Below are 18,285 nucleotides of genomic sequence, written 5' to 3'. Positions count from 1 at the left end.
ACTTACGAGGTGCCCTCTTGCTCGGGTCTGATGGAAGCGTAGAAACTCCCATCATCCCAGGTCAGCGGGCACCTCTTCTGATTTCTCCATCCACAGCCCGACCACTACGCGGTGGATCCAGGCTCAGCGGTGCCGGTCTCTACCGATATTTCACGAGTCGGGATGCACTGCTCACCGAACTGGTCCGGGATGCCTACCAGAGCCTGGCCGATACTTTCCGGGCTGTGGCCGACGGCGGTGAGAGCGACCTCCGCAGCATGGCCCGCGCCTTGCGCGCGTGGGCACTCGCCGATCCGCAGCGCTACTTCCTCGTTTACGGCCCGCCGGTGCCGGGCTATCGCTGTCCCGCCGATCGCACCTCGACGATGTCGGACATCTTGAGCCAAATCCTTGGCGCATGCGATGCCGCGGCCCGGAAGGGATACTCCGGGCCTGTGTGCGGCCCCGCTGCGGAGCCCGGGGAGGACCGGGAGGACCTGGACCCCGGGTCTGCGCAGCGGCGGGCCGTCGCCTTCTGGACGCGGCTGCACGGGGTCCTGTCCCTGGAGCTCAGCGGTCATTTCGCCGGCATGGACATTGATCCCGCCCTGCTCTACGAGGCCGAGCTGGATCTGCTCGCGATCGGCTGACCGCGGCGCCCCCGATCGAAGAGTGATTCTGATTCCGGGGACCGGGAGCCGGTGCCGCCAGACCATCGGCAGCGCCTGCACCGTCCCATGCAGCCACCAGGGCCCACCACAGCCTGGACGCGACTGGCCGCCGGCCCACGTGCATGATCACTCCGCCTGGCCGAAACCGGCACCGTGTCAGTCGCGGGGAGGCAGGAGGGGGCCGAGGGGCCCGAGGTCGAGGTTGAGGTCCTCCAAGGCATAGCCGTGCTCGGCGCACAGGTCGGAGAGGGTGTCGTGGAGGGCGAGGAGTGTCGCGCCGAGTTCCTCTTCCTGGTCGTCGCTGAGGTCGCCGGCGTCGACGCGGCGCAGGGCTTGGCGTTCGATGAGCTGGCGCACGAGCTCGACCAGGGTGAGGACGAGTTTGAGGAGGTCCTCACCGACGGTTTCGGGGTCGGTGTGCAGATGTCGGGCGGGGCGGGAGCTCTGTCCGTGGGCGGGTGGAGGTGCCTGGGTGAGGCGGAAGGCCTGGGAGAGGTTGGCACCGACATCCTGGGGAGGCCGCGGGGGTGGGGTTGGTTCATGGTTCATCGTGGTCTCCACCCTGTGCCTGGCCGGGGGTGGCTTCGGAGCTGACGGAGACGATGAGGGCGCGCAGCGAGATGCGGACGAGGTCGATGTCGGCGATGGACAAGACGATGTCGCCGGTCAGGACGACGCCGCCGCTCAGGAGTCGGTCGAGGAGGTCGACGAGGGCGACTTGCCGGTCGGGCAGGGGTTCGTCGCGTCCGGCCAGGGTCATGGCGGTGGCTCGGCGGCGTCCGGGGCGGGGGCGTCCGCCAGGGTGACGAAGGAGTAGGGGGCCCAAGGACCAGTGACTTCCACGCGCAGGTCCGGGAAGCCTTGGGCGGCGTCATCGATGGCGGTCCGAAAGTCCTCGGCCTGGTCGTTGGGAATGAGGTAGGCGTCGTTCAGGACGTTCTCCTCGGGTCCGGTGAGGGCGCCGCGTTGGGGAGCGTGGCGCACGCGCCGGGTGGTGTGGCGGGCAGCGATGGCTTCGATGGTTGCGGCTGCGTGCTGGGCTTGCTGGTGGACGGCTTCGCGGGCGTGGTGCTGGGTTCGGCGCGCCCGGAGGTAGGCCTTGCCCGGGCCGGCGGTTGGTGTGCGGGGTTCCGCGGGGGGTGGGGCGAGGTCGGGCTCGGTGGGGGCCGCGAGATAGATCTTCACTCCGTATTCGGTGTGATCTCGAAGTTGGTTCATGCTCTCGGTGAAGGCCGGTCTGCCGAGGACGAGGGCTTGGCGGGCGCTGTGGTCGTCCTGGTAGACGGTGGCCAGGCGCAGGGGAAGGACAGTTGCATGTGCGGCCACGGCCTGGACTATGTCGTGGTGGGTGCGGGCGACGTCTTCGAGCCAGTCGAGGTCTTCGAAGTGGGCTTTGAGGGCGGTCTCGTTGAAGTCGTGTTCGGGCACGTCGGCGGCCACAAACACCAGCTGCGCCTCCCCGACGTCCGGGGAGGTCTCCTCGGGGGTGGGAGGCAGGAGTCGCAGGGATGCGCCGGCGATGCCGCGCAGGGTGGTGAGGGCCTTCGCCAGCGAGACGGTCGGCTGGGTGACCGCGTAGATGTAGGTGAGGCTCGTGGTGTTCACCGTGTGCTCCCCCGTCGGCGGGGCGGTGGGTCGTCGGGCTCGTCACCATGGGGAGTTTCGTCTCCGGGGTCGAGCTGGGCGCGCAGGGCATCGAGTTCGGTGCGTAGGCGGCGGTTCTCCTGTTCCAGGGGGCTGCCGGTGTGCCGGCTGGACAGGGACGGGTCGTGTTCCCACCAGTCGATGCCCATCTCCTTGGCCTTGTCCACGGAGGCAATCAAGATCCGGAGTTTGATGGTCAACAGCTCGATGTCGAGCAGGTTGATGCGGATGTCGCCTGCGATGACGATCCCCTTGTCCAGGACCCGTTCAAGGATGTCGGCGAGGCTGGAGGTGGAGGTCTGCCCGTACGGCATCGGCGCGCGGGAGGCGAAGGATCCGGGTCGGCCGGGCAGTGGTTCGCTCACGGCGATGCTCCCTCCTCGCGTTCAGTGGTGCTCCCTGCTCGCGTTCGCGTTCAGGGGAGACGGTGGCGGAATTCCGAGATCTCCTCCAGGCGGTCGATCAGTTCGTCCTCTTGGCGGTCGAAGGTCTCCTGGTCGATCTCTCCGCGCAGCAGTTGCTGTTCGAGATCGGCGAGGCGGCGCCAGATCGGGGCGGGGTCGTAGTACTCCTCCTCGGCCTGGTCGACGACGCGCTGCGCGACCCAGGTGACAGCGCGTACCGGCGCCACGGGGAGCGTCAGAAGGTAGGTCAGCAGTCCCATGGGTCTGTCCTCCTTTCCCGCCCAGGAGCGGTTCGGGGTCATACGAAGCTGTAGGGGGGCAGTGGGCCGGAAAAGCGCAGGTCGACGCCGCTGCCGATCTCACGGGCGACGTTCGCCTCCGCGGTGCGCAGCTGGTCTCGGTGCTCGTGGGGCACCAGGAGGGAGAGGTTGAGGAAGTCGGTGCCGGAGGGCGAGCGGAGGAGATGCTCGCGGGCCAGGGGAAGGAGTGCTTCGGTCAGGCCGGTCGCCAGGCTTTCCTGTCGAACCTGGACCTCTCGGGCGACCATTTCGCCCAAGGCGAGGGGCAGGCCGGGATCGCGGTCGCCGTTGCGGATCCGCTCATTGAGGTCCTTCGCTTCGGGCAGGTCCTGGAGGATCTGATGCAGCAGTGGCGCCTCATCTTCCTGCGAGGCTCGGACGTGGTACTCGGCGCAGCCCTCCAGGCGCTGCAGCGCGGCGAGGTAGGCCTCCGCATTGGACTGGAGGGCCTCGCTCACCACGAGGTCGTCGGTGGCGACGTAGCCGAACTGCAGGGGCAGGACGGTGCCGTCGACCATCAGGCGTTCCAGGACCTCCTGGTGCGCGGCGAGGTCGCGGCGCTTGGGCCGGATCTCCTCGTTGATGTCGCTGACCACCGCGCACAGCTTCCCTTGTGCCACCGTGCGTAGCGGGGAGGGCTCGGCACCGATTCCGTTGACGCCGTCCAGTTGCCGCGGGTGGTCCTTCGCGGTGATGGAGTACACGTAGAGCGGCATGGGTCACTCCCTCTCCCGCCGTGCCGGGCGCCGGGCAGCGGGCCGGCGCCGCCTGGGTGCTTCTTCCTCCACCTCGTCGTCGTCTTCGTCGGAGTCGCGGGATTCGGAGGATTTGCCGGTCAGGGAGTCGGTCACGGCTTCGACGGCGCCGGTGAGCGCTCCTTTGGACTTCCCGTGGGCCCCGCCCTCCATCACCTTTCCCATGACGTCGGGAAGCTGGGCGGGCGCCTTGCGGCCGGCTTCGAGGTCGAGGCGGTTGCAGGCTTCCGCGAAACGGAGATACGTATCGACGCTGGCCACGACGATTCGCACGTCGATCTTGAGGAGTTCGATGCCCACCAAGGACACACGGATGAAGATGTCGATGACCAGCCCGCGATCCAAAATGAGTTCCAGGACGTCGTAGAGGCTGCTCGATCCACCTGCCTGTCCCCGTGCGACGGGGCTGCCGCCCTGCGGCACCATGGTCATGGCGCCTCCTTCCGTCGACCGTCCCGTTGTCAGGTCGGCCGGTCGATCATGCCGCGGGTGTAGCGGCGCGTGCGTTCGTAGGAGATGAGCTCGCCCTCCCCGTCCAGCGTGACGCGGTAGCTGGCCATGACGCTGGTGGTATCGGGGATGCGTTCCAGTTCCACCACCTCCACGTGCGCCTCCCAACCGTCCTCGGTCGGCTTCAGTGAGGAGACGGAGTCTGGGAGTCGGCCCAGGAGTTCGGCGAGTTGTTGAGCCGCGGCCCGCATCGCGACCGCCGGCCCGGGCGCCGCGGAACGGCGCCGGGGCGGAGTGCGCCGGGGCGTTCTCCTGTCCTGCGCTTCGCCCTCACCGGCGGCGTGCGAGGAGACTCGCCGGGGGCGTGCAGGTTCCGCTGCGGCCATATACCCCTCCCTTGGGGAGAAGGCCTCACAGAAACTAGAATGTCACTATATTGCGCGATAAGTCCTGCACAGGGCAGACGGATTTTCCGCAGAACGCCCGGCAGGACCCGTCTCACCGAGGGACAGCCGCAGTACCAAGGCGGCCGTCCTCATGCGAGACCAGCAGATCCGTATGCGCCCTGGTAGGGGATGAATCATGGAGGACACCACCAAGATCGCACTCGCAGCCGCCGTGGCTGGGGGATACGTTCTCGGCCGGACGAAGAAGGGGCGCGTGGCGTTCAGCCTCGCGACCTACCTCGCCGGTCGGCGGTTCGGGCTCGACCCCGGACAACTTCTCAAGCAAGGGGCCTCCCAGCTCAAGGAGATGCCCCAGTTCGCGGAACTCGGCGAACAACTGCGCGGCGAAGCCCTCGAAGCCGGCCGCCAGGCGCTGACCACCGCTGCCAACCGCAAGCTCGCCGACCTCGCCGGCACCCTGCACGAACGCACCCTCGAACTCACCCGAGGCGATGCCGCCCGCGGCCGGGACGACGACGAGCAGGACGAGGATCAGTACGAGGACGAAGACGAGGAACCGTACGAGGACGAGGACGAGGAGGACGAAGAGGAGGACGAGGAGGACGCCCAGGAAGACGAAGAAGAGGAGGACGAGGAGGAAGAACCGGAGGAGTTCGAGGACGAGGAGGAGGAAGAGGCCGAGGAGGAGGAGCCAGAGGAGGACGAGGAGCCAGAGGAGGACGAGGAGCCGGAGGAGGAGGAGCCTCCCCCGCCGCCGCGACGGACCCGTACCGCGACGCGTGCCCGCACCGGCAAGCGCGCCGCCCCCGAGCGTGAAGCCCGACAGCGCCCTGCTCCGGCGAAGAAGTCAGCGCCCGCCCGGAAGGCCGCGCCCGCCAAGCGCACGCCGGCCAAGAAGGCCGCACCGGAAAAGAAGGCCCCCACCAAGAGGGCACCGGCAAAGAAGGCCCCGGCGAAGAAGGCCGCACCCGCGAAGAAGGCGGCGGCGAAGAAGAGCGCGGGCGGCAGGCCTGCCTCGAAGACGGCGCCGGCGAAGAAGAGCGCCGCCTCCCGGACCGCGCCCAGGACGGCCGCGAAGAAGAGCAGCCCCCCGCGCAAGAGCACTGCCGCAGGTCAGAGCTCTGGTCGCAAGAGCACCCCGGCGAAGGCCGCCGCGAAGAAGAGCGCCGGCCGCAGCAGCCCGGCCCGCAAGACAGCCGCCAAGAAGACCGCGGCCCGCAAGCCGTCCACGCGGAGGTAGGCCATGGCACCGTCAGACCGCACCGGCTCGTCCAAGCCCTCCGGCTTCGACCAGCTGCTGAACGAACTCTCCGGTTTCGTATCCGCCCAGGCCGACCAGCTTGCCGACAAGGCCACCGACAAACTCTCCGACGTGACCGGCCAGCTACAGGACGTGGCCGACAACAAGGGCAGCCTCTCCGACGTCGCCGGCATCGGCGGGCGGCTCCTACAAGGTGACTCTCCGCTCAAGGCCTTCGCCGGGCAGAAGTTCGGCAATCTCAAGGACAAAGTCACCGAGGCCTTCGGAGGGGGTAAGGGCAAGGGCCGCAAGAGCGGCGGCGGCAAGCTGATGAACATCGTCGAGGTCCTCGACGTTGGCCTTCCCTTGCGTACGGTCTACGACCACTGGACGCAGTACGAGGACTTCAGCGGATTCGCCAAGGGTGTCCGGGATGTCTCCCGCGGCGACGACGCCACCAGCGACTGGAAGGTCAAGGTCGGCCCGTCCACACGCTCCTGGAAGGCCACCGTCCAGGAGCAGATCCCAGACGACCGCATCGTGTGGACGTCCGAGGGCGCCAAGGGCACCACCCGCGGCTGCGTCACCTTCCACGAGCTCGCGCCGTCACTGACCCGCATCGTCATCGTCGTCGAGTACTACCCCTCCGGATTCTTCGAGAAGACCGGCAACCTCTGGCGCGCCCAGGGCCGCCGTCTGCGCCTGGACCTCAAGAACTTCCTGCGCCACACCATGCTCACCACCGACGAACCGGAAGGCTGGCGCGGCGAGATCCGAGACGGGGAAGTCGTCCAGACACACGAAGAAGCCCTCGAAGAGGAACAGGCAGAAGAGGGCGAGGAAGGCGACGGTGACGACGAAGGCGACGAGGAATACGCCGACGAGGACGAGGAGTACACGAAGGACGAAGAGCAAGGAGAGGAAGGCAGCGAAGGCGACGAGGACGAGGGCGACGAGGGGGACGACACGGAGTACGCGGACGAAGACGAACCAGAGGACGAGGAGGAGGAAGAGGACGAAGCAGACGAGGACGAGGAGTACGAGACCTCCCCTGCCCGGCGACGTCGGGGCTCACGCTCCGCATGACTCCCCGGAACGACACATGTGAGGGCCGGCGGTCATCCGCCGGCCCTCACCCCCACGACACCTCACACAAGCCTCTCCGAAAGTCAGTGCTTCAGCGTGTCCTGCCCTTGGCCTTCTGTCTTCGCAACGTTCTTGACCTTCTTGCCTGCGCCCATTCCTCTCACCTCCACACCACGCGGCGCGTGACGTACGAGCTGCTCGGCCCGTACCCCGACCGCGAGAGCACAGAACGGTACGGGGCAGGCTTCGGATGGTCCCAGCCCGACGGCCCGGTCTCCCTCAACGGTGTCCGGACGGCCGCGGAGGGTGTTTCGGACGGTGGGAGATGAACACGTGGTGCAGATGACGACAGACATCACGGGCACGCCGTGCTGGCTCAGCCTCATGGCGCGCGATCTGCACACGGCCCAAAAGTTCTACGCAGGCGTGCTGGGGTGGACCTTTCGGCCCACCGACATGGGTCAAGGATTCTCGGTGGCCGTCCTGGACGGAGTACCGATCGCGGGCATGGGAGCGGTGGCAGCCGACTTCGCGGCGCCGGTCGCCTGGACCCCATATTTCGCGGTCGACGACGCGGATGCGACGGTGGCCCGCATCCGCGAATCCGGCGGCACCGTCGGGATCGGTCCCGTCGCCTTCCCGCCCGGTGGCCGGGCTGCGCTCGCGACCGACCTTGAGGGCGCGTGCTTCGGCGTGTGGGAAGGGCGCGTCCTGTCCGACTGGCGGGTTGGCGACGGCGACGCTCCCGCATGGCTGGAACTACACACCAAGAACGCCTTCGATGCCGCCCTCTTCTACGGCCGGGTGCTCGAATGGGTCGACGGAAAGTATCCAAACGGCTGCGAGGTCTCCTACGAACAGGACCAAGTGGTGCTGCGCCACGAGGGACAGGCGGTGGCCCGCCTGAACAGCGGCCCGGTCGATAGCGGCTCACCCAGCCCGCAACTGCGCCCCCGCTGGCGAGTCCACTTCAAAGTTGCCGACCTCCGGATCGCGGGAGCGGCGGTCCTCCGTCACGGGGGCAGCATCGTTGCCGAGAACCAGCCGCCAGGCGGGAACCAGCGCCTGACGGTACGAGACCCGGAAGGCGGCCTGTTCACTCTCCACCGGCCAGGCGGCGCACCCCGACCCCCGTCCACTGGCATGGAACCACCCTCCGACGGGGAGGACGACGACTGACCCCGAGTGTCAGGTACGCGAGGTGTGCCGCCCAGGTCGCCGTCCTCCTCGCGATTCCAGAAGACCACGGCATCGACAGAAGACCGCGGCACCCGGTCCCGCGCGCAAGACGGCCGCGAAGAAGACCGCGGCGCGCACCCCGGCACTCAAGACGGCGGCCAAGAAGACTGCGGCGAAGAAGACACCAGGCCGCAAGCCCTCCACGCGGAGGTAGGTCATGGCACCGTGTACGACCACTGGAGCCAGTACGAGGACTTCAGCGGGTTCGCCAAGGGGGTACGCGACGTATCCCGCAACCATGACACCACCAGCGACTGGAAGCTCAAAGTCGGCCCCTCGACCCGTGGTTGGAAGGCCACCGTCCAGGAGCAGATACCCGACGAGCGGATCGTATGGACCTCTGAACGTGCCAAGGGCAGCACACGCGGCTGCGTCAGCTTCCACGAATTTGCACCGTCGCCAACCCGCATCGTCCTCGTCGTCGAGTACTACCCCTCCGGGGTCTTCGAAAAGACAGGCAACATAACCACGCGGGCGGCGGCGCCGGCATGAGAAGGCACGGGTCCTGGACCTGAGCACTGGAGAGGGGCCGGCATCTTCGCCGGCCCTCTCCCCCATCCGCCTGACGCAGCCCCGCGCAGGTGCTCAGTGCTTCAGCGTGTCTTTGGCCTTCTGCATCGTCTGCTTGGCATCGCCCGCCATCTGTTCGCGGGCCCCTTTCGCCTCCAGGCTCTCGTTTCCGACAACCTGGCCGGTGGTTTCCTTCATCTTGCCCTTGGCCTTCTGGGCTACGTTCTTGACCTTCTTGCCCGACATCCTTGTCACCTCCGCACCGCAGCCTCGGGCGCGGTTCGTAGCTAATCTTCTCTGCCTCTACCCTCCTCCGTGACCGATAAGCACGATTTTGAATCGAACAGCACAATTGCCTGCTTCTCGGATCGCTACGACGTTGCCACCACGCTCGGGACGGGGTGGTGGCCCGGCCACGACCACGGGCGGCCGCGCATTGAAGACCGACTCGTGAGGTCGGGGATCTGTCACCGTGCCTACCTGCGTCCGCTGCCGCCCGAAAGCCGTCACACGGCAGCCCAAGGCGCCTCACGCGGCTATTCGGCGCGGTGCGCCTTGTGCGGGGTGACCCTCAACCGCCCCTTGGCGGGCAGAGCCCGGCCGGTGGACCGGCGGGCCCGCCCCAGCGGCCCGTCGCACAGCGCCTGCAGGACGGGGCCGGGCTCACTGTCGGGAGTCAGCGTGAGATCGACGTGGGCTTCTGGATGGCGAGACGTGCCACTCATCCGCGCGCGGGCCCGCACGACGCCGGGCAGATGCTGAACATCGGCTGCCAGGGCGTCGCTGAGGGCGCGCTCACGCAACTCCACAGCGTCCGCGGGCGACGGACCCCCGACGGGAATCCGGCCGGGGTGAGTACGGCGCAGTTGTGCCAGAAGCCACCACAGGGCCAGCAGGACGACGATGGCCAGCACGGCGATGACAGTGGGCCACCACCATCCCTCGTCCGTCCAGCGGGTCTGGTCGGGGCGCGTGAGCAGGACTGCTCGGGGATCCGTCAGAGGCAAGCCCTGGGGTGGTGTCATGCGCCAGCTCCTGTACAGGTCGAAGCTGCCTGCCAGCATCAGCAGGCCGCCTCCCAGCAGGACGATGCCGGTCAGGGCCAGCAGGATTCGGTTGACTGCGGATTTCCTCTTCATGGGATCCGTCTCCTGTCTCTCGCTCGGCAGCGAGCCCCGTGGACGAGTAGCTACTTGCTGCGTGGGCGAACTCGAATGGCGAGCGAGGGAGGACGGACCAGGGTGAGCCGGTTGAGCTCCGCCTGGAGAGCGAGCAGCAGGTCGGCCTTGACATCGGCGGGGGCGCGGAAGCGCGCGTCCGCGCGCACCCTGATGCGGTTCCTGAAGATCTGCACCTTCGCGGCGCTGACGCCAGGTACGCGCATGGCGGCATCCCGCAGGAGCAGCGCCGCGGCGTCGCGGTCCAGTGTGGCTCGCAAGTCCGCGTCGGGTGTTTCCATCGGCATCTCCCGGCGCAGGCCGGGGGTGAATGCCAGAACCAGCAACCACAGGCCGAGAACGGCGATGACGGCGGCGGCGATCTGTATCCGGACATCATCCATTGGCCGGGTGGCCAGTTCGTTCGCGAGACGTATACGCCAACCCGAGGCGGGCTGTCCGGCGCGAACCCTGGCGATGTCGAACAAGAGTGTTCCCGCCACAGCCCCGACGAGCAGCGCTGTCAGCGCGGCGGGTATGCGGCGGGCGGACCAGGGACGTCTCGCTTTCGAGTGCGGACCGGGCCGAGGTTTCTCGGGCACCAGCCCGACCGTGCGGGAGGTGACCGTGTCGGGTTCGGCGGGCTCTTCCGTCGTGTCGCGTTTCATCCCGGCTCTCCTTCCCGGTGGACAGGCGGTCCGGTTACTTCACGCGTCGGCTACTCAGGCCTTCGGCGGGAACCAAGTGCGCGATGTCGAGAGTGCATTCGGTGACCCGCATCCCTGTCAGCTGGGCTACCCGCTCGCTGACGTACTGCTGCACATGCCGCGAGGCATCGGAGACGTCTATCGGATAGGGCAGGTCCATCGTGAGCCCCAGCCGCGCGGTACCGCCGCCGGCGGTGACCGAAGCGCGTGGGGCGTTCATCTTCGCGGACGCCTTCGCGGTCTCCGTATGGGTGGCGAGTGCCTCCCGTGCCGCGCGCGCCGCGATACGGGCCACGACCCTTTCCGGGATCACCGTTGCACCGCGCTCGGTTGCCGCCACGGGCGGCGCGGAGTGGGCTGCCGTTCCGGACAGGGCGTGGGCTGTTTGCGAGGTCACTGCCGGTCCCGGGACCGCGTGAAGTCGGACAGCTCAAGGTCACCCTGCAGCATGCGGCCGATAATCAGGCCTACCAAACCCAAGAACGCCACCAACAGGAACGCCCAGAAGCCGCCGAAGAAGGCGGCGAAGCCCAAGGCCATGCCGGCCAGCAGGCCCACGGTTGCTGCGTTCATTTCACTCACCTGGATTTCACGTCGATGTGTCTCGACTCGGGCGCCGAGGGTTACTGCACGCGGCTCTCGCCTTCCTCCTCGTCTTCCTCATCGGGGAGATGGACGTCGTCGACGGTGATGTTCACCTCGACGACCTCAAGGCCGGTCATGCGTTCCACGGCTGTGATGACGCTGTTGCGGACATCGCCGGCGATGTCCACGATGGCAACGCCGTACTCCACGACCACGTCCAGATCGACGGCCGCCTGCCGCTCGCCCACCTCGACTTTCACGCCTCGCGACACGCTGGGCTTACCCCCCGGAACCTTGTCTGTGACGGCTCCGAGCGTGCGAGCCATCCCGGAGCCGAGACTGTGGATGCCCGGCACCTCGCGTGTGGCCATTCCCGCGATCTTTTCGACGACGCTGTCGGCGATCGAGGTCCGACCTCGCGTCTCGGGCGCCGTCCCGGAGCCTGTATGGCCCGTGAGGGCCTTGCCCGCGGGGCGGGAATCACCGCCTGCGGTGGGGCTGATGGTGTCCGACATGAGGACCTCCCCATGGTGTCCTGGCAGCGCCGTTGCGGCGCCCTCATGTGTTGGACACATCGCACGAACATTCCTCACTCCTCGCCCTGCGGCCACACCGCCTACGATCGAAGAGTGCGTACGTCAGGCCGCGACCGACGTCTTCGGCAGAAGGGAGCGGCGGATGCGCAACCAGACCAGTCCGTCACCCCTGCACGGCACGACCCGCCCGCTGCGGCCGGCGCCGCGGACCGTCGCCTGCCTTACCCCAGCCACGGATACCTTGCGCGACGCGGACGACAGGGTGCTGGCGGTCCGGGCTTCCGAAGGAGACGAAGAAGCCTTCGCTCTCCTGGTCCGCCGGCACAGCAGCCGTCTCCTTGCTCTCGCGCAGCATCTGCTCGGCAATCGGGCGGACGCCGAGGACGCGGTACAGGACGCCTTCCTCAGCGCCTGGAGGCGACTTCCGGATTTCCGCCACACCTCCTCCTTCGGCACATGGATGTACCGCATCGTGACGAATTGCTGCCTCAACACCCTGCGCAACCGGCCTCAGCCGCTGTCCCTGGACGCGGTCCCCGAACCCCCCGCCGTGGACGCGGACAGCTCGCCACCCCGCATGGCCGAGACGAGAGCCGCGGCAGCCGCACTCATGCGAGCGCTCCTGGAGATTGGACCCGAGCTGCGCGTCTGCTGGGTCCTGAGGGAGCTACACGGCCTGCACTACGAAGAGATCGCCCTCGTGGTGGGCACCACCGAACAAACGGTGCGCGGCAGACTCTTCCGCGCACGACGCGCTTTGATGGAGGCGATGCGCCCATGGCGCTAGACGACCCGCACCCGACCTCCGCGGCCCAGACCAACCCGCCCCCGCACTCCGATGCCGAGCGGCTTGCCGGCTCAGCGCTACTGCCCTGCGGACGCCTCCTCGGGCACGCCTGGGAACAGGCCCGCACCCCTGCCAGGGCCGCCGACCCGCACACCAACCACTGCCCCTACTGCCGCGAAGCCATCGAGGGATTGACATCCCTGGACCGGGCCACCCATGCCTTGCGCGGCGAGGAACAGCCCGATGGCCACAGCCTCGCCAACAGAGTGATCAACGCTGTTCGGGCCGAGGCGAGGCTGGGTGCCATGCTGCTGCTGAACGACCCCGGACGCGACCTGCGGATAGCCGAGACCGCGGCCGCGAAGATACTGCGCCGAGCGGCCGACACCGTCCCCGGGGCCCGCGCCGCCAGCTGCCGGCTGATCCCCGAACAGAGCGGCCAAGCGCTCCATGTCGCCGCCATCACCCTGTCCACCACGCTCGACCAGCCGTTGCGGGAGAGGGCCGAAGCCGTACGCCAAGCCGTTCTCCACGTGGCTCAGAACGTCCTGGGCCTCGCTGTCACCGCCGTCAACGTGGAAGTCACCGGCGTACTGGAACGCTCCCGCCGAACACAGCCTGAACCGAGTGAACGATGACCGCCTCTTCCTGGGAAGGCATTGCCCGGGCCGCAGCAGCGGCTGCCCTCGACGTTCCAGGCGTGGACGCACTGCAGCCCGCGCTGTCCGATCGACTCGCTCTCGCCGCATCGCATGCGCGCCACGCCATGACCACGCCGGACAAGCCGCCCCGCGAAGTGGCCGGCATCCGCTGCCGAAGTACCCCGGACGGCGGCTGCCACGTGGAAGTGCGGTGCATCCTGCACCCCGACCGCCGCGTCGTGGACACCGCCCGGCAGGTACGCGACGAGGTAAGGAGCGCTGTCACCGCCTGTCTCGTCCAGCGTCGAACAGTCGGATCGGTGACCGTCCTCGTCACGGTCACCCGAACCGTCTGAATGCGACTGGACTCGATATCGGATGCCGCAAATGACAGAACCCATCCCCCATTGCGCACACGATCGATGGGAGCGGTGACCGGTGACCATGAAACGCACAAGGAAACGCGCCGCGCGGGCACCAGATGCCGCGCGTCTACCACGACAACCACTTGGCTCGCGCGGGTGCCGGCGTAACCCTGCTCCGCGGTATGTCGCAGACCCACCAGGGGACGCCCGCCGGTCGGCGGTCGAGCGAACTGGCTGCGGAAGTCACAGAGCGCCGGGACAGCCTGCGCGAAGATCGTGACGGCGCTGGACGCCCCGCTCGCGCATCCCAAAACCCTGCTCGGCAGGGCGGCTCGAAGTCAACGGCCGCCTCGTTCACCGGTCGCCGCTGAGTGATGTCCTCGAACTGCAAGCGGCCTGGGTGGGTGGAAGACAAGAAGGAGATGTGGCGGACGCTGCGAGCGGTGGCCCGAACGGATTCCCGAATCGACGGCGAAACCGTGAGTCAGCCACTGGCACGAACAGACGTCAGGCCGACGTCTACCAGCCCTGAAGCAGCCTCCCACCGCCCGGCTCAGTAAGCTCGCCCCTCGCGGCTGGAAGAGGGGGCCGAGCACACCGAACGTGGAGGGGATGCACCGGCCAATGGTTCCTGTCACCGGCCAAGAGGGTGATCATGTCGGCTCCGGGTATGCGCCCTGCGGAGAAGTTGGCGCCAACGAACTGGCGCCCCTCCAGGCGGAACGCAAACCCTCAGTACAACTGGAGGACACCATGATCGTCCTCGGCGTCATTCTTCTCATCGTCGGTTTCCTCACGAGCATCAGCATCCTGTGGACAATCGGCATCATCCTCGTCGTCATCGGAGTCATCCTCTGGATCGTGGGCGCCCTCGGTCACTCCGTCGGAGGCCGTAAGCATTACTGGTGAAGCACCACCACCCACCACAGCATCAACGGAAGTGTGAGAGACACCGCTCCCCTCGGTGGCCCACATGGCACGCTCGCGAGTACGTACTCCTTGCAGCGGCGCTGTTCACCGCCACCGGGTGGGCTCCTCCAAGAGGTCCAGGACCGCCACGATCACCGGCACCGCGCCGGTGTAGTCGCGGTAGCCGCCCTGGTGCCGTCCGGGAAGGTCCCGGCGGTGTGCCATTGCCACAGCCACTCCAGGACGCTCAGACGCTCGACCTCCCGCATCCGCACCTCCATCGCGCCTGGCGCCATCTTCTTCGTGAACACGATCGCCAACGGCGGATGCGCCTCCCGAGTCCGCGCCGCGGGCGCCGTCCACACCGTGCGCCACGACGCGACATCACCCCCACCGTGAGCCGTCCGGCCTGCGGGACCGTGCGGGCGAGGAAGCATCGGTAGCGGGCGATCTTCTCCGCCAGGTCGGCGGCAACTCCGTACCGTTGGCGACCTCCACCAACAACAACGGCAACTCGGTGGGGGCGCGGTTAACACCATGTCGGCGCGGACACTGCCCCGACCCGGCGCCCCGAAGCTCCCGGTCACCGGCAGGGGCACTTCCGGTCGACCAGGCCGCGATCGGCCCGAGCCCCGACAGGCGCTCCACCGGCGCCGGAGTCGGCGCCGGCACCGCGCCCTTGCGGACCATCGGCGCGGTCCGTTCGGGCGGGGTCTGCAGGAACCCTGCGAGGGTGTCGGTCACCTTCACCGCATGCTTCGCCCCCGAAACCGCCGCAGCCTTCGCCGTCTCACACATCTCGCGTGCCACCCGATCCAAGACCACCGCAGCCGCCTCCAACCCCGCAGGCGTCAACGATCACAGCTTCTCGGTGACCCGCCGCCCGTCCAGCTCCACCCTCGTCGCCCGCCCGGCAGACACACCAGCAACCGGATCTGCGCCGCTGTCGCCACCTTCACCACCCCTGGCCCTCAAGAACCTGCTCCCGAGTCCTCGCCGCCGACCCATACCTCCGCGCCCGCGACCCGCCCACCACCTCCCTCTCCCTACGCACCAACGACCAACCAACACCAACAACCCCATCCATTGTCGAGGCGTCGGGTACGCCGCGCATGGCCGGTGACCTGCGAAAACGGCCCTCCAGCGGTCAGACGTCACCGCAGGGGGAAGCACAGGGGGCGCCGTAGGGTCCACGGGGAGACGGAGGCTTGCCCGGCGCTGCCGCTACTGGCCCGGTTACCCAGCCAGTTACCGCCACCGTTGTTACCGGCTCCGACCTGGGGGAACAGGCCCGGAACCCTGTTGCAGAGCCGAATGCAACCAGGCTCGCCCAGACCACCGGAAGTGTGCCCACCGCACAGCCACAACCCGCACAGGGCCGCCACCCGGCAGTTGCAATGCCGGGGTTGGGGCGTTGCCGGGTGGCTACCCGAGCCAGGTGATGGTGAGGACGGACAGCCGGCGCAGGGGCCTGGTCCTGGTCCGGCCGACGGCGGCCTTGGCGCCGGATTCCTCCCATGCCTTGCAGTCGTTGCGATTCCCGGGCAGGGGCCGGCCGACCGCGACGACCAGGCGGGTGTCGGCGTCGATGACTTCGAGACCCCGAAGAGCGGTGCGATCTGCCGCATCGGCAAGTTCGTGCGCCAATACTCCGCGACCAGAAGTGCCCGGTCCTCCGGCGGAGGGCTCCACGGCCGGACCTTGCGGACCGCGTCCGCACCCTCGCGCCGCAGCACGGCCACCAGCTTCCCGAAACAGTGCGGGCTCAGCCCGGCGGACGGGGCTATCCAGAAGATTTTGCGGGAAGTGAGCCCGGGGCCAACGAAGCCCCGCCGGATGCCCGGCGGGGCTTCGTTGGTCACCGCGACTCGTGGGAGCGGAGGCTACGGGGTGGGGGCGGGGCAGTCGTGGTGGATGTATTGGTCGATGTCGAGGGAGGCGTGGGAGGTGGCGAGCCAGGAGAGGAGGGCGGGGCTCAGGGCGATGCCCGTTTGTTGGGGGTCGTCGGGGTCTCGGATCTCCTGGACGATTTCCAGGCAGACGGCGGCCTCGCCGGAGATGGCGAGGCGGCCGAGGGCCGCGGCGAGGTCCGGACCCCAGGCGAGGATCACCGGTTCCAGGTCTTCCGGTCGGGCGCGGCCGGCGTGGCGGATCCAGGTGGAGTGGGAGCGTGGGGGGGACTGGGGGCGCCGGCGGCTGCCGATCGCCATCATCTCGTCGGGTTCCGCTCCCAGCCGTTCGGAGATTTCCTCCGGCTGCAAGGTCTCGCTGACCACGCGCAGGTACATGCGGAACGCGCTCATGGCCGGAACCTGTAATTCGTCGGAACCAAGATCCTGCCGTCCTTGCTCACTAGGATGATTCGACTGTCACCGTCGCGCATCGCGTCGAACCGGGAGACCATGTTCTTTCCGACCCAGTCGGCCTTGAACCCGTGCGGGTCCTCGCCGAGGGTCTTGAGGGCCTTCTCGAGCTGCTTCTCCTTGAGCTTCACCAGCGAACCGCGGTCGATGGCCGCGGCATCGGGGATCTCGCCGGGGATGAAGTCGCACGAAGCGTTGTGCACGAGCACCGGCGTCTCGCCGGCCAGCACATAGTAGGTGTGGAGGTCGTTGACAGTCAGGTTGTACGCCGGCTGGAGGGTCTTCCAGTGCGTGACCTGGTCGATCCGTGCTGGGGCGCCGTCGGCGGTGCGGAGGGTGTCGCCCGCCTTGAGGTCGCCGGCATCGGTCCACTGCTCGTGGTTCTGCGACCAGAAGGGGTGGTGGTCCGTCGTGGTGAGGGAGCCTCCGCCTACTGCGGCGTCGAGTGTGATGCCGGTGAAGGCTCGGCCGTCGGGGGTGTAGATCGCGTCATCGACGCTCCGCGGGCCGGTGGCTCCCGATGCGGGGTCCGTGGCGAGGACCGTGTCGCCCACCCGTACGTTCTCGATCGGCTTGTGGGAGCCGTCCGCCATCAGTACGGGTGTGCCGGCCGGGAAGCTGTTGCACGGTCGTCCGCGCCGCTGGGCCTTGCGGATGTCGTCGGGGTCGAGTTTGCCGCCGACCTTGAGCCAGCGCAGCACGACGACCGCGCCCAAGGCCCGGTCTACGGGGCTCAGGTGTTCGCCGGTGGCGAGGTCCTTGCCGGTGATGGCCTGCAGAACGCCCTTGCCGTCGCCGATGCCGGGCAGCAGGTCGAGCACGAGGCCCATCCGGCGGTCCTGGGCGGCGAGCACTTCGGCCGGGGTCTGGTTCGCGCCGACGTTCTCGGCGACGTGCGAGAAGTCGAAGTTGAACTCCGGCACCTCGTGGATGCGCTCCGCGGCCTTGTTCATGCCCTTTACGGCATTGTTAGTCTTCCCCAGGGCGTCGTTCATCTCACGGACGCCCTCGTTGAGCCTGTCCATGCCCCGGTTTGCCTGGGCGATACCCCTGTTCATCCCGTCGATGCTGTCGTTGACCTCGACCATGATGGCGTTCATGTCGTCGAGGGCGGCGTTCATCTTGTCGAACCCGGCGTTGATCTGGTCGAGGGCCTTGCCCATGTCCTTGAGGTCTGCCCAGATGTCCCAGGTCGGGCCGCTCGGCGACGGCTCGATCGGCTTCGGCTCCGGGAAGTAGTCCCCCATGATCACCGTGAGCATGGTGAGGATCTCGGCCGACTCGTTCTCGGTGCCGAGGACGCGCGACGCCTTGACGAGGTTGGTGCGGAGCTTGTCCAGGTGCGGCTGCGCGGCCTTGTACGTCGTGACGAACTGCTTGAAGAGCGCCCGCCTGCGCTCAGGGTCCGCCTCCTCGTTCGCGTGGAGGGTGTATACCAGGTTGTGTGAGTAGGGGATGATTGCTCCTGTCTGGTCCGGTTCCTGCCTCGAACGGAAAGTGACGCACAGTGATATCGAGGCAGAATTCTCAGCGGGACCGCAGCGAGGCGGC

Annotated in this window: 25 protein-coding genes and 2 pseudogenes; 9 read left to right on the top strand and 18 right to left on the bottom strand. The window is 68.0% G+C overall.

The window, feature by feature from the left end:
• The first annotated feature begins 224 nt into the window (after positions 1–224).
• Positions 225–629 carry a TetR-like C-terminal domain-containing protein gene (locus tag OTB19_RS37080; protein WP_267803195.1) on the top strand — a complete coding sequence of 135 codons (405 nt, stop codon included), beginning with the start codon at positions 225–227 and terminating at the stop codon, positions 627–629.
• A gap of 177 nt (positions 630–806) precedes the next feature.
• Here the strand turns inward: OTB19_RS37080 and OTB19_RS37075 are convergent, their stop codons facing one another.
• The 8 genes from OTB19_RS37075 to OTB19_RS37040 form a co-directional block, all read right to left on the bottom strand.
• Entirely contained in the window at positions 807–1,199 is a 393-nt protein-coding gene (locus tag OTB19_RS37075; protein ID WP_267803193.1) for a gas vesicle protein K, read from the bottom strand.
• Positions 1,189–1,410: a gas vesicle protein gene (locus tag OTB19_RS37070; RefSeq protein ID WP_267803191.1), complete on the bottom strand. Its 222-nt coding sequence runs from the start codon at positions 1,408–1,410 to the stop codon at positions 1,189–1,191. The genes OTB19_RS37075 and OTB19_RS37070 overlap by 11 nt, the downstream gene beginning before the upstream one ends.
• Complete coding sequence (locus OTB19_RS37065; protein WP_267803189.1) at positions 1,407–2,255, bottom strand: GvpL/GvpF family gas vesicle protein; 849 nt, start codon at positions 2,253–2,255, stop codon at positions 1,407–1,409. The genes OTB19_RS37070 and OTB19_RS37065 overlap by 4 nt, the downstream gene beginning before the upstream one ends.
• Positions 2,252–2,608 (bottom strand): gas vesicle protein, encoded by a 357-nt coding sequence (locus OTB19_RS37060; RefSeq protein ID WP_267803200.1) that lies wholly within the window; start codon positions 2,606–2,608, stop codon positions 2,252–2,254. The genes OTB19_RS37065 and OTB19_RS37060 overlap by 4 nt, the downstream gene beginning before the upstream one ends.
• A 101-nt stretch (positions 2,609–2,709) precedes the next feature.
• The gene (locus OTB19_RS37055; RefSeq protein ID WP_267803187.1) at positions 2,710–2,958 is read right to left on the bottom strand and encodes a gas vesicle protein GvpG; all 249 of its coding nucleotides are present in this window, start codon (positions 2,956–2,958) and stop codon (positions 2,710–2,712) included.
• A gap of 38 nt (positions 2,959–2,996) precedes the next feature.
• On the bottom strand, positions 2,997–3,713 hold the full coding sequence (locus OTB19_RS37050; protein ID WP_267803185.1) for a GvpL/GvpF family gas vesicle protein: 717 nt from the start codon (positions 3,711–3,713) through the stop codon (positions 2,997–2,999).
• A 3-nt stretch (positions 3,714–3,716) separates the two neighbouring features.
• A complete protein-coding gene (locus OTB19_RS37045; RefSeq protein ID WP_267803183.1) occupies positions 3,717–4,184 on the bottom strand; it encodes a gas vesicle structural protein GvpA in 468 nt (155 codons plus the stop codon).
• Between the two features lie 29 nt (positions 4,185–4,213).
• Positions 4,214–4,588, bottom strand: a complete 375-nt coding sequence (locus OTB19_RS37040) for a gas vesicle protein (protein WP_267803181.1) — start codon at positions 4,586–4,588, stop codon at positions 4,214–4,216.
• A 196-nt stretch (positions 4,589–4,784) separates the two neighbouring features.
• On the opposite strand from OTB19_RS37040, the gene OTB19_RS37035 reads away from it, so the two are divergent.
• The 4 genes and pseudogenes from OTB19_RS37035 to OTB19_RS37020 form a co-directional block, all read left to right on the top strand.
• The gene (locus OTB19_RS37035) at positions 4,785–5,849 is read left to right on the top strand and encodes a histone protein (RefSeq protein WP_267803179.1); all 1,065 of its coding nucleotides are present in this window, start codon (positions 4,785–4,787) and stop codon (positions 5,847–5,849) included.
• A 3-nt stretch (positions 5,850–5,852) separates the two neighbouring features.
• Positions 5,853–6,935, top strand: coding sequence for an SRPBCC family protein (locus tag OTB19_RS37030; RefSeq protein ID WP_267803178.1), 1,083 nt, complete (start codon positions 5,853–5,855; stop codon positions 6,933–6,935).
• Between the two features lie 342 nt (positions 6,936–7,277).
• Positions 7,278–8,114, top strand: a complete 837-nt coding sequence (locus OTB19_RS37025) for a VOC family protein (RefSeq protein WP_267803199.1) — start codon at positions 7,278–7,280, stop codon at positions 8,112–8,114.
• 222 nt (positions 8,115–8,336) lie between these two features.
• Positions 8,337–8,639: pseudogene (locus OTB19_RS37020) on the top strand (SRPBCC family protein); the annotation flags it as partial.
• 120 nt (positions 8,640–8,759) lie between these two features.
• Here OTB19_RS37020 and OTB19_RS37015 read toward each other — a convergent pair.
• The 6 genes from OTB19_RS37015 to OTB19_RS36990 form a co-directional block, all read right to left on the bottom strand.
• Complete coding sequence (locus tag OTB19_RS37015; protein ID WP_267803176.1) at positions 8,760–8,930, bottom strand: CsbD family protein; 171 nt, start codon at positions 8,928–8,930, stop codon at positions 8,760–8,762.
• A 290-nt stretch (positions 8,931–9,220) separates the two neighbouring features.
• On the bottom strand, positions 9,221–9,823 hold the full coding sequence (amaP, locus tag OTB19_RS37010; protein WP_267803174.1) for an alkaline shock response membrane anchor protein AmaP: 603 nt from the start codon (positions 9,821–9,823) through the stop codon (positions 9,221–9,223).
• Positions 9,824–9,873: 50 nt separating this feature from the next.
• Complete coding sequence (locus OTB19_RS37005) at positions 9,874–10,509, bottom strand: DUF6286 domain-containing protein (RefSeq protein ID WP_267803172.1); 636 nt, start codon at positions 10,507–10,509, stop codon at positions 9,874–9,876.
• Between the two features lie 34 nt (positions 10,510–10,543).
• On the bottom strand, positions 10,544–10,888 hold the full coding sequence (locus OTB19_RS37000) for a hypothetical protein (protein WP_267803170.1): 345 nt from the start codon (positions 10,886–10,888) through the stop codon (positions 10,544–10,546).
• 53 nt (positions 10,889–10,941) lie between these two features.
• A complete protein-coding gene (locus OTB19_RS36995) occupies positions 10,942–11,121 on the bottom strand; it encodes a hypothetical protein (RefSeq protein ID WP_267803168.1) in 180 nt (59 codons plus the stop codon).
• Positions 11,122–11,171: 50 nt separating this feature from the next.
• Positions 11,172–11,648, bottom strand: a complete 477-nt coding sequence (locus tag OTB19_RS36990; RefSeq protein WP_267803167.1) for an Asp23/Gls24 family envelope stress response protein — start codon at positions 11,646–11,648, stop codon at positions 11,172–11,174.
• Between the two features lie 163 nt (positions 11,649–11,811).
• On the opposite strand from OTB19_RS36990, the gene OTB19_RS36985 reads away from it, so the two are divergent.
• From OTB19_RS36985 to OTB19_RS36970, 4 genes are all read left to right on the top strand, one after another.
• Positions 11,812–12,456: an RNA polymerase sigma factor gene (locus OTB19_RS36985; protein WP_267803165.1), complete on the top strand. Its 645-nt coding sequence runs from the start codon at positions 11,812–11,814 to the stop codon at positions 12,454–12,456.
• Positions 12,447–13,094, top strand: coding sequence for a hypothetical protein (locus OTB19_RS36980; RefSeq protein ID WP_267803163.1), 648 nt, complete (start codon positions 12,447–12,449; stop codon positions 13,092–13,094). Before OTB19_RS36985 ends, OTB19_RS36980 begins: the two co-directional genes overlap by 10 nt.
• A gap of 62 nt (positions 13,095–13,156) precedes the next feature.
• On the top strand, positions 13,157–13,453 hold the full coding sequence (locus OTB19_RS36975; protein ID WP_267803161.1) for a hypothetical protein: 297 nt from the start codon (positions 13,157–13,159) through the stop codon (positions 13,451–13,453).
• 762 nt (positions 13,454–14,215) lie between these two features.
• A complete protein-coding gene (locus OTB19_RS36970) occupies positions 14,216–14,371 on the top strand; it encodes a DUF6131 family protein (protein ID WP_267803197.1) in 156 nt (51 codons plus the stop codon).
• A 105-nt stretch (positions 14,372–14,476) separates the two neighbouring features.
• Here OTB19_RS36970 and OTB19_RS36965 read toward each other — a convergent pair whose 3' ends face one another.
• From OTB19_RS36965 to OTB19_RS36950, 4 genes and pseudogenes are all read right to left on the bottom strand, one after another.
• The gene (locus OTB19_RS36965) at positions 14,477–14,602 is read right to left on the bottom strand and encodes a hypothetical protein (RefSeq protein WP_267803160.1); all 126 of its coding nucleotides are present in this window, start codon (positions 14,600–14,602) and stop codon (positions 14,477–14,479) included.
• 1,242 nt (positions 14,603–15,844) lie between these two features.
• Positions 15,845–16,209: pseudogene (locus tag OTB19_RS36960) on the bottom strand (helix-turn-helix domain-containing protein); the annotation flags it as partial.
• Positions 16,210–16,254: 45 nt separating this feature from the next.
• Positions 16,255–16,674 carry a DUF4279 domain-containing protein gene (locus OTB19_RS36955; protein WP_267803159.1) on the bottom strand — a complete coding sequence of 140 codons (420 nt, stop codon included), beginning with the start codon at positions 16,672–16,674 and terminating at the stop codon, positions 16,255–16,257.
• Positions 16,671–18,285 (bottom strand): polymorphic toxin-type HINT domain-containing protein (locus OTB19_RS36950; protein WP_267803157.1); only part of this gene is annotated, 1,615 nt, incomplete at its 5' end. The genes OTB19_RS36950 and OTB19_RS36955, both read right to left, overlap by 4 nt.

This window comes from Streptomyces sp. H27-H5, from assembly GCF_026627505.1.
Taxonomy (GTDB): domain Bacteria; phylum Actinomycetota; class Actinomycetes; order Streptomycetales; family Streptomycetaceae; genus Streptomyces.
The sequence above is the reverse complement of the archived record's forward strand: the minus strand, read 5'-3'. Positions and strand labels throughout refer to the sequence as shown.